Below are 9,000 nucleotides of genomic sequence, written 5' to 3' on the forward strand. Positions count from 1 at the left end.
AAGGCCCCGGTCAGGCCGCTGCCCTTGCGGGCGGCGTCGATGCGGGTGCAGATCTCGTTCAAGCCGATCTGCTCACGCGCGCAGATCTCCATCAGCCCGTCCCAGAACACGACTTCCATGCGGACGCTGGTGCGCCGGCCGGCAACCGTCACATTGCGGCAGATCGACAGCGGGTCCGCGTCGCGGGCGAGAGCTCCATTATGACCCATCGTCACCTTTCCGGGCCCGCTGCCCCGGATTGGGGCCATGGGCGACATCAAATACAATGCATTATGTCGAATAATTACCGCTTCCGCGCAAAAAGGTGAACTGGCGATTGCGCTTTTGCGTTACGGCGGGGTTCGCTTCATGTCGCGGCGGCGCCGCGCCTAGTGTCGCGGCGCGGCCGCAACGTCGGCGCAGACCTCGAATTCCGCCTGCACCGTGGCGTGGCCGACGCCGAAGCGGTCGCGCAGCAGCCGGGTCACCGCGCCGATCGCCCGGTCGGAATCGGCGCCCTCGCGCAGCCGGGCGTGCAGGGTCACCAGCGGCCGGTCCGGCGTCAGGGTCCAGGCGTGGACGTGGTGTACGTCGATCACCTCCGGCACCTCCTCGAGGATTGCCGCGCTCAGCGCCGCCTCGTCGATCCCGCCCGGCGTGCCCTCCACCAGGACATGGCCGGATTCGCGCAGGATCGACCAGGCGCTGCGCAGCACCAGCAGCGAGACCAGCACCGACAGGATCGGATCGATCGGCGTCCAGCCGGTCAGGAGGATCACCGCGCCCGCGGCCAGGGCGCCGATCGAGCCCAGCAGGTCGCCCATCACATGCAGTGCCGCGCCGCGCAGATTCAGGTTGTCGCGGTCGCCGCCCTGCAGCACCCGGAAGGCCACGAGGTTGGCGACAAGGCCGGCGGCGGCGATGCCGATCATCAGCCCGCCCTCGACCGGCGCCGGCGCGGCCAGCCGGCCCGCGGCCTCGACCACGATGGCGACGACCACGGCCAGCAGCACGATGCCGTTGGCGAAGGCTGCCAGCACCTGCACCCTTCCGTAGCCGTAGGAGCGCCGGGCGTCGCGCGGCCGCCGCGCCATCCGCGCCGCCACCCAGGCCAAAGCCAGCGCCGCCGCATCGGTCAGCATGTGCCCGGCATCGGCCAGGAGCGCCAGGGAGTTGGCGATCCAGCCGCCCGCCGCCTCCAGCACCATGAAGCCGGCGGTGATCGCCAGCGCGATCAGCAGCCGCCGCTCGCCATCGGCCCCCTCCGGCATGCCGTGATGGTGCCCGTGGTGAGGACCATGGCCCGGCCCGTGATCATGCGCCGCATGATCGTGGCCGGATTCGGGCCCGTGCTCGTGCGGCGCCGCCCCGGCGGCGTGATCATGCGGCATTCCGACCTCCGGAGGATGCGAATCGCTCGCGCCACTCTACATCTGGTCCTCAAGCATGAAAAACCCGCCCGGAATGCCGGTTGCACACCCCCTACCGCTATGTTAGATGACGGCGCGCCGAGCGTAAGGGGTGGGCCTCGGACAGCCTTTTGTTGTGCGACAGAGCCCCCCGAACATTCGGCGGTCGTGGCCTCCTGCCACGATCGAACAAACGATCGAGGGACGATCGGTGGCAGCTACAGGGTCAGGACTTTCCGGCCTCGCATCCAGCTACGCGACGGCGCTCTACGCACTCGCCGATGAGGGCAAGACGCTCGACCAGACCGCGGACGACCTGCGCGGCCTGAAGACCGCCCTGGCCGAGAGCGAGGATCTTCGCCGCCTGGTCCGCAGCCCGCTGCTGTCGCGCGATGCGCAGGGCAAGGCGATGGCCGCGGTGCTGGAGAAGGCCGGCGTGTCCGACCTGGTGCGCCGCTTCATCGGCCTGGTGGCGCGCAACCGCCGCCTGTTCGCCCTCGACGCTATGATCGACGCCTTCCTGGCCGAGCTGGCCCGCCGCCGCGGCGAGGTCACCGCCGACGTCACCGCCGCCACGGCGCTGACCGACCGCCAGACCGAGGCGCTGGTCGACCAGCTCAAGAAGGCCATGGGCGCCAAGGTCCAGGTCAATGTCAAAGTCGATCCCGCCCTGCTCGGCGGGATGATCGTCAAAGTCGGCTCGCGCATGGTCGACAGCTCCCTGCGCACGAAACTGGCCAAGCTGCAGCTCGCGATGAAGGGGACCGTCTGATGGACATCCGTGCCGCCGAAATCTCTGCGATCATCAAGGATCAGATCGCCAATTTCGGGACCGAGGCCGACGTCGCCGAGGTCGGCCAGGTTCTGTCGGTCGGTGACGGCGTCGCCCGCGTCTACGGGCTCGACAACGTCCAGGCCGGCGAGATGGTCGAGTTCCCGGGCGGCATCAAGGGCATGGCGCTGAACCTCGAGACCGACAATGTCGGTATCGTGATCTTCGGCGAGGACCGCGACATCAAGGAAGGCGACACGGTCAAGCGGACCGGCGCCATCGTCGAGGTTCCGGTCGGCCGCGGCCTGCTGGGCCGCGTGGTCGACGCCCTGGGCAACCCGATCGACGGCAAGGGCCCGATCCAGGACGCCAAGATGAGCCGCGTCGAGGTCAAGGCCCCCGGCATCATCCCGCGCAAGTCGGTGCATGAGCCGATGCAGACCGGCCTGAAGTCGATCGACGCGCTGACCCCGGTCGGCCGCGGCCAGCGCGAGCTGATCATCGGCGACCGCCAGACCGGCAAGACCGCCGTCGCCATCGACACCATCCTGAACCAGCGCGAGATCAACAAGAGCGGCGACGAGAGCCAGAAGCTCTACTGCATCTACGTCGCGGTCGGCCAGAAGCGCTCGACGGTCGCCCAGATCGTCAAGACGCTCGAGGAATACGGCGCGCTGGAATACACCATCGTCGTCGCCGCGACGGCCTCCGAGCCGGCGCCGCTGCAGTTCCTGGCGCCCTACACCGGCGCCGCGATGGGCGAGTTCTTCCGCGACAACGGCATGCACGGCCTGATCATCTATGACGATCTGTCCAAGCAGGCCGTGGCTTACCGCCAGATGTCGCTGCTGCTGCGCCGCCCGCCGGGCCGCGAGGCGTATCCGGGCGACGTGTTCTACCTGCACAGCCGCCTGCTGGAGCGCGCGGCAAAGATGAACGACGAGCACGGCAACGGCTCGCTGACGGCCCTGCCGGTCATCGAGACCCAGGCCGGCGACGTGTCGGCCTACATCCCGACCAACGTGATCTCGATCACCGACGGCCAGATCTTTCTCGAGACCGGCCTGTTCTATAAGGGCGTCCGCCCGGCCATCAATGTCGGCCTGTCGGTCAGCCGCGTCGGCTCCGCCGCCCAGATCAAGGCGATGAAGCAGGTCGCCGGCCGCATCAAGCTCGAGCTCGCCCAGTACCGCGAGATGGAGGCCTTCGCCCAGTTCGCGTCGGACCTCGACGCTTCGACCCAGAAGCTGCTGGCCCGCGGCGCGCGCCTGACCGAGCTGCTGAAGCAGCCGCAGTTCAGCCCGCTCCCGGTCGAGGAGCAGGTGGCGTCGATCTTCGCCGGTGTCCGCGGCCATCTCGACAGCGTCCCGACCAACCGGGTGCAGGATTTCGAGAAGGGCCTGCTGGAGGCGCTGCGCGACGAGGGCAAGGCCATCCTCGAGGACATCCGCAACGAGAAGCAGATCTCGCCGGCGAATGAGGAGAAGCTGACCAGCTTCATCGTCAACTACGCCAAGACCTTCGTCTGATCGGCGGTCGTTCCCTCCACATCGATTGAAGGCGGGGCGCCATGCCGTCGTTGAAGGACCTCAGGAACCGGATCACCAGCGTCAAGTCGACGCAGAAGATCACTGCGGCCATGAAGATGGTCGCGGCGTCGAAGCTGCGCCGCGCCCAGGAGCAGGCCGAGGCCGGGCGGCCTTATGCCGACCGGATGGAGCGGATGCTGACCGGCCTGGCCGCTGTCGCCAAGACGGCGGGCCAGGGCCCGAAGCTGATCGCCGGCACGGGCAAGAGCGACGTGCACCTGCTGCTCGTCATCACCTCCGACCGCGGCCTGGCCGGCGCGTTCAACGCCACGGTGCTGCGTGAGACGCGCAAGCAGATCCGCGAGCTGCAGGGCCGCGGCAAGACGGTGAAGCTCTTCACCGTCGGCCGGAAGGGCCGCGACAACCTGCGCCGCGACTTCGCCAACCTGATCGTCGAGAGCGTCGTCGACATCGGCCGGCCGAAGCTGGGCTTCGCCGATGCCAACGGCATCTCGGACCGGATCCTGGCGATGTTCGAGGCCGGCGAGTTCGACGTCTGCTCGGTCGTCTACAACAAGTTCAAGTCGGCGATCGCCCAGATCATCACGGTGCAGCAGCTGGTGCCGGTGGCGCTGCCGGCCGTGGCCGAGGATACGGCCTCGAACATCGCCTACGAGTTCGAGCCGAGCGAGGAGCAGATCCTGGCGGAGCTGCTGCCGCGCAACCTGGCGATCCAGATCTACAAGGCGCTGCTCGAATCCGCCGCCTCCGAGCAGGGCGCGCGCATGACCGCGATGGACAATGCGACGCGCAACGCGGGCGACATGATCAAGCGGCTGACGCTGGTCTACAACCGGACCCGCCAAGCCTACATCACCAAGGAGCTGATCGAGATCATCTCGGGCGCCGAAGCCGTCTAAGGCCCCAGCTTGATCCACCGATCGCTTGAAGACAGTTCGAGGAGCGTGAGCACCATGGTCGAGACCCAGACCGGAAGCAATGTCATCGGCCGCATCAGCCAGGTTCTGGGCGCCGTGGTGGACGTCCAGTTCGATGGCGAGCTGCCGGCCATTCTGAACGCCCTGACCACCGAGATCGGCGACCGCAAGCTGGTGCTCGAGGCGGCGCAGCATCTCGGTGAGAACACCGTGCGCTGCATCGCCATGGACTCGACCGACGGCCTGGTCCGCGGCGCCAAGGTGCACGACACCGGCAACGCCATCTCGGTGCCGGTCGGGCCGGAGACGCTGGGCCGCATCATGAACGTCATCGGCGAGCCGATCGACGAGCGCGGCCCGATCGCCGCCAAGCAGCACTTCCCGATCCACCGCGCGGCGCCGGAATTCGTCGACCAGGCGACCGAGGCGGAGATGCTGGTCACCGGCATCAAGGTCGTCGACCTGATCGGCCCCTATGCCAAGGGCGGCAAGATCGGCCTGTTCGGCGGTGCCGGCGTCGGCAAGACCGTGACCATCCAGGAGCTGATCAACAACATCGCCAAGGCGCATGGCGGCGTGTCGGTCTTCGCCGGCGTGGGTGAGCGCACCCGCGAGGGCAACGACCTGTACCACGAGATGATCGACTCCGGCGTCATCAAGCTGGGCGAGGACGGCTCCAAGGTGGCGCTGGTCTACGGCCAGATGAACGAGCCGCCGGGCGCCCGCGCCCGCGTCGGCCTGTCGGGCCTGACCGTCGCCGAGTACTTCCGCGACGTCGAAGGCCAGGACGTGCTGTTCTTCGTCGACAACATCTTCCGCTTCACCCAGGCGGGCGCCGAGGTGTCGGCGCTGCTGGGCCGCATCCCGTCGGCCGTGGGCTATCAGCCGACCCTGTCGACCGACATGGGCGCGCTGCAGGAGCGCATCACCTCGACCACCAAGGGCTCGATCACCTCGGTGCAGGCCATCTACGTGCCCGCCGACGACCTGACCGACCCGGCCCCGGCGACCTCGTTCTCGCATCTGGATGCGACGACGGTGCTGAGCCGCGCGATCTCCGAGCTGGGCATCTACCCGGCGGTGGATCCGCTCGACTCGACCTCGCGCATCCTCGACCCGCGCGTGGTCGGCCAGGAGCATTACGAGGTGGCCCGCGCCGTGCAGCGTACGCTGCAGGAATACAAGGCGCTGCAGGACATCATCGCCATCCTGGGCATGGACGAGCTGACCGAGGAGCAGAAGCTGACCGTGGCCCGCGCCCGGAAGATCCAGCGCTTCTTCAGCCAGCCCTTCCACGTCGCCGAGGTGTTCACCGGCACGCCGGGCGTGTTCGTCCCGGTCGAGGAGACGGTCCGGGCGTTCAAGGGCATCGTCAACGGCGACTACGACCACCTGCCGGAAGCGGCGTTCTACATGGTCGGCACCATCGACGACGCCATCGCCAAGGCGAAGAAGCTCGCCGAAGCCGCCTGATCCGACTGACGCGTTGTTTTAGCGAGCAGGTTCACGCGATGAGGTGAAGTCACCTCATCGCTGTCTGCTCTAGCCTGCCGGGGACATCCATGGCCGAGAAATTCGCCTTCGAACTGGTCTCGCCCGAGAAGCTGCTCGTGGCGCAGCAGGTCGAGATGGTGGTCGTCCCCGGTGGCGACGGCTATTTCGGCGTGCTGAAGGGGCACATGTCGATGCTGTCGACCGTCCAGCCGGGCGTGATCGACGTCTATGAGCAGCGCAGCGCCGTCTCCAGCCGCCTGTTCGTCACCGGCGGCTTCGCCGAGGTGACGCCGGAGCGCTGCACCGTGCTGGCCGAGGAGGTCGTGCCGGTGGCCTCGATGGACCGCGCCAAGGTCGAGCAGGAGCTGCGCGACGCCGAGGAGGACGTGGCCGACGCCAAGACCCCCGGCGACAAGGCCGTGGCCGAGCGCGCGCTGAAGCTGGCCCAGGCCAAGCTGACCGCCGTCACCCGCGGAGCGCCGGCCGGCCACGCCTGACCGCTCTTCCAGACTGTCGAATGAAGGGGCCCTCACGGGCCCCTTTTTCTTTGGCCGGTGCGGCAACGGTCTCCGCTCCTGGTAAGCTGCCCATCCGATCGCTGCCAATGAGAGGCTGACCAGATGTCCGGGCTCACACGCTTCTCCGTCCCTCCCCTGTCCCGCATGACCCGGCGGCTGGCGGATGTCGCCTCCGGCCGCGCCGCGCCGGACCTGGTGATCCGCGACGTCCGGGTGCTGTCGACCTATTCCGAGCGCATCCTGCCGGGCCGCGAGGTCTGGGTGGCCGGCGGACGCATCGCCGCGGTGAAGCCGGCGGGATCCTGCCGAGACGGATCGGCCCGCATCCATGACGGCAAGGGCGCCATCCTCGCTCCCGGGCTGGTCGACCCGCATATCCATATCGAATCCAGCATGGTGACGGCCTGCGCCTATGCCGAGGCGGCGCTGCTGAACGGCACCACCACGATCTTCTGCGACAGCCACGAGATCGGCAATGTCATGGACGTGGCCGGGGTCGAGGCGATGCTGGAGGATGCGCGGCAGGCGCCGCTGTCGATCTTCCTGACCGTGCCCAGCACCGTGCCGGCCACCTCGCCGCGCCTGGAGACCGCCGGCGGCGACCTGACGGCCGAGAAGATCGCCGGCCTGTTCGACCGGTGGCCGGAGGCGGTGGCGCTGGGCGAGAAGATGGACTTCGTCCCGGTGACGATGGGCGATGAGCGCAGCCACGCCATCCTGGCCGCGGCGCTGGAGCGCGGCCGGCCGGTCTCGGGCCATGTCTATGGCCGGGAGTTCGTCGCCGCCTATGCCGCGGCCGGCGTCACCGACACGCATGAGGCGATCGACCGCGACATCGCCGACGATATGCTGGAGGCCGGCATCTGGCTGTTCCTGCGCGGCGGCCCGCCGACCACGCCCTGGCACAGCCTGCCCGAGGCGATCAGGACGATCACGGAGGTCGGCGCCTCGCACAAGCGCGTCGCCGTCTGCACCGACGACCGCGACGCCGACGACCTGCTGCATTTCGGCATGGACTGGGTGGTGCGCGAGGCGATGCGCGCCGGGATGTCGCCCGAGCAGGCCTGGTCGATGGGGTCGCTGCACGGCGCCACCCGCTTCGGCCAGGATGGCGAGATCGGCGGCTTCGGCGGCGGCCGCCGGGCCGATCTGGTGCTGCTGGACGACGGCCACAAGCCGGTCAGCACCTGGTATGGCGGCGAGCTGGTGGTCGAGGACCGCCGGATCACCCCGGTCCTGGATGAGGCGCTATCCGCCCGCTGGCGCTATCCGGAGGCGGCGTATCACACCGTGCGGCTGCCGGCGGCGGTGAAGCTGACGCCCGACCTGCCGGCCGGGCGCGTCACCGCCCACGCCATCCGGACGGTCCTGCCCGGCATCACTCTCGGCCATGTCACGGTCGAGCTGGAGCCGGCGAATGACTGGCAGGCGCATTTCGACCGGCACGGCCTGTGCTTCGTCACGGTGGTGGAGCGGCACGGCAAATCGGCCGGCAACGTGGCGCACGGCCTGCTGTCCGGCTTCACCCTGAAGGCCGGCGCCGTCGCCTCCTCGGTCGGGCATGACAGCCACAACATCATCATCGCCGGCACCAACGAGGCCGACATGCAGGTGGCGCTGCAGGCGATCGCGGCGGCGCAGGGCGGCGTCTGCGTCGTGCGCGACGGCCGGGTGACGGCGATGGTGCCGCTGCCGATCGCGGGCCTCTTGTCCGACAAGCGCGTGACCGAGGTGGCGGAGGAGGTGAAAACGCTGAAGGCCGAATGGGAGAAGGCGGGCTGCGCCATCCCCTATATGGGCTTCAACCTGATCCCGCTGTCGGTGATCCCGGAGATCCGCATCACCGACAAGGGCCTGGTGCTGGTGCCGGAAATGGAGATCGTGCCGCTGTTCGAACCGGCATGACCCCTCGCCCAGTAGGTTGGGTTCGCCTTGCGAACCCAACATCCGCCGCCGCGGTCCCGATCCCGTTGGGTTCGGGTGCCGCGAACCCAACCTACGCCTCACACCGACGGCTGGAATTATTGACCCGTCATGGCGAGCCCCGAAGGGGCGTGGCCATCCAGGGCGGCTCGCACCGGCCCCTGGATGGCCACGTCGGCTTCGCCTCCTCGCCATGACGGGGAAGAGACCGAGGAGTCGATCTGGAATCAGTCCGCTCCGGCGTCTGGACCCAGCGCCTCGAACAGCAGCCGGGTCGGCACCAGCCGGGCCGGCTGGCCGGGGGCGAACCAGACGATGGCGTTCTGACCGAATTCCTCGGCCAGGACGGTGAATTCCGCGACCGGCAGGCCGAGCACCAGCAGCCCCTGCTCCGGCGGCCAGGCGCCGTCCTGGCCCGCGCCGGTGTGCGGCACGGCC

The 9,000-nt window shown here is 68.8% G+C and carries 10 protein-coding genes; 7 read left to right on the plus strand and 3 right to left on the minus strand.

Features of this window, described 5'->3' with window-relative positions:
* Nucleotides 1-209: ribbon-helix-helix domain-containing protein (locus P409_RS17925; protein ID WP_034840605.1), on the minus strand; the 209-nt coding region annotated here is incomplete at its 3' end.
* A 37-nt stretch (nt 210-246) separates the two neighbouring features.
* Here P409_RS17925 and P409_RS41245 point away from each other — a divergent pair.
* The gene (locus tag P409_RS41245) at nt 247-372 is read left to right on the plus strand and encodes a hypothetical protein (protein WP_274519164.1); all 126 of its coding nucleotides are present in this window, start codon (nt 247-249) and stop codon (nt 370-372) included.
* Here P409_RS41245 and P409_RS17930 read toward each other — a convergent pair.
* Nucleotides 369-1,370 (minus strand): cation diffusion facilitator family transporter, encoded by a 1,002-nt coding sequence (locus P409_RS17930; RefSeq protein ID WP_081991595.1) that lies wholly within the window; start codon nt 1,368-1,370, stop codon nt 369-371. The two genes, P409_RS41245 and P409_RS17930, sit on opposite strands and share 4 nt — an antisense overlap.
* Before the next feature lie 229 nt (nt 1,371-1,599).
* Between P409_RS17930 and P409_RS17935 the strand changes: the two genes are divergently transcribed.
* From P409_RS17935 to P409_RS17960, 6 genes are all read left to right on the plus strand, one after another.
* Nucleotides 1,600-2,160, plus strand: a complete 561-nt coding sequence (locus P409_RS17935) for a F0F1 ATP synthase subunit delta (RefSeq protein WP_034840613.1) — start codon at nt 1,600-1,602, stop codon at nt 2,158-2,160.
* Entirely contained in the window at nt 2,160-3,689 is a 1,530-nt protein-coding gene (gene atpA / locus P409_RS17940; protein ID WP_034840618.1) for a F0F1 ATP synthase subunit alpha, read from the plus strand. The genes P409_RS17935 and atpA overlap by 1 nt, the downstream gene beginning before the upstream one ends.
* 41 nt (nt 3,690-3,730) lie before the next feature.
* The gene (locus P409_RS17945) at nt 3,731-4,609 is read left to right on the plus strand and encodes a F0F1 ATP synthase subunit gamma (RefSeq protein WP_034840623.1); all 879 of its coding nucleotides are present in this window, start codon (nt 3,731-3,733) and stop codon (nt 4,607-4,609) included.
* Between the two features lie 54 nt (nt 4,610-4,663).
* Nucleotides 4,664-6,100 carry a F0F1 ATP synthase subunit beta gene (atpD, locus tag P409_RS17950; RefSeq protein ID WP_034840625.1) on the plus strand — a complete coding sequence of 479 codons (1,437 nt, stop codon included), beginning with the start codon at nt 4,664-4,666 and terminating at the stop codon, nt 6,098-6,100.
* An 89-nt stretch (nt 6,101-6,189) separates the two neighbouring features.
* Complete coding sequence (locus P409_RS17955) at nt 6,190-6,618, plus strand: F0F1 ATP synthase subunit epsilon (RefSeq protein WP_034840628.1); 429 nt, start codon at nt 6,190-6,192, stop codon at nt 6,616-6,618.
* Between the two features lie 123 nt (nt 6,619-6,741).
* Nucleotides 6,742-8,544 (plus strand): adenine deaminase, encoded by a 1,803-nt coding sequence (locus tag P409_RS17960; protein ID WP_034840631.1) that lies wholly within the window; start codon nt 6,742-6,744, stop codon nt 8,542-8,544.
* A gap of 245 nt (nt 8,545-8,789) precedes the next feature.
* On the opposite strand, the gene P409_RS17965 is transcribed toward P409_RS17960, so the two are convergent.
* Nucleotides 8,790-9,000: DUF3293 domain-containing protein (locus tag P409_RS17965; protein ID WP_152613429.1), on the minus strand; the 211-nt coding region annotated here is incomplete at its 5' end.

The organism is Inquilinus limosus MP06 (genome assembly GCF_000767795.1).
Taxonomy (GTDB): Bacteria; Pseudomonadota; Alphaproteobacteria; order DSM-16000; family Inquilinaceae; genus Inquilinus; species Inquilinus limosus_E.

Coding starts and splice junctions, on each gene's coding strand:
- P409_RS17955 (WP_034840628.1), top strand. CDS start 6,190: ATGGCCGAGAAATTCGCCTTCGAACTGGTCTCGCCCGAGAAGCTGCTC.
- atpD (WP_034840625.1), top strand. CDS start 4,664: ATGGTCGAGACCCAGACCGGAAGCAATGTCATCGGCCGCATCAGCCAG.
- P409_RS17945 (WP_034840623.1), top strand. CDS start 3,731: ATGCCGTCGTTGAAGGACCTCAGGAACCGGATCACCAGCGTCAAGTCG.
- P409_RS41245 (WP_274519164.1), top strand. CDS start 247: ATGGGCGACATCAAATACAATGCATTATGTCGAATAATTACCGCTTCC.
- atpA (WP_034840618.1), top strand. CDS start 2,160: ATGGACATCCGTGCCGCCGAAATCTCTGCGATCATCAAGGATCAGATC.
- P409_RS17930 (WP_081991595.1), bottom strand. CDS start 1,370: ATGCCGCATGATCACGCCGCCGGGGCGGCGCCGCACGAGCACGGGCCC.
- P409_RS17960 (WP_034840631.1), top strand. CDS start 6,742: ATGTCCGGGCTCACACGCTTCTCCGTCCCTCCCCTGTCCCGCATGACC.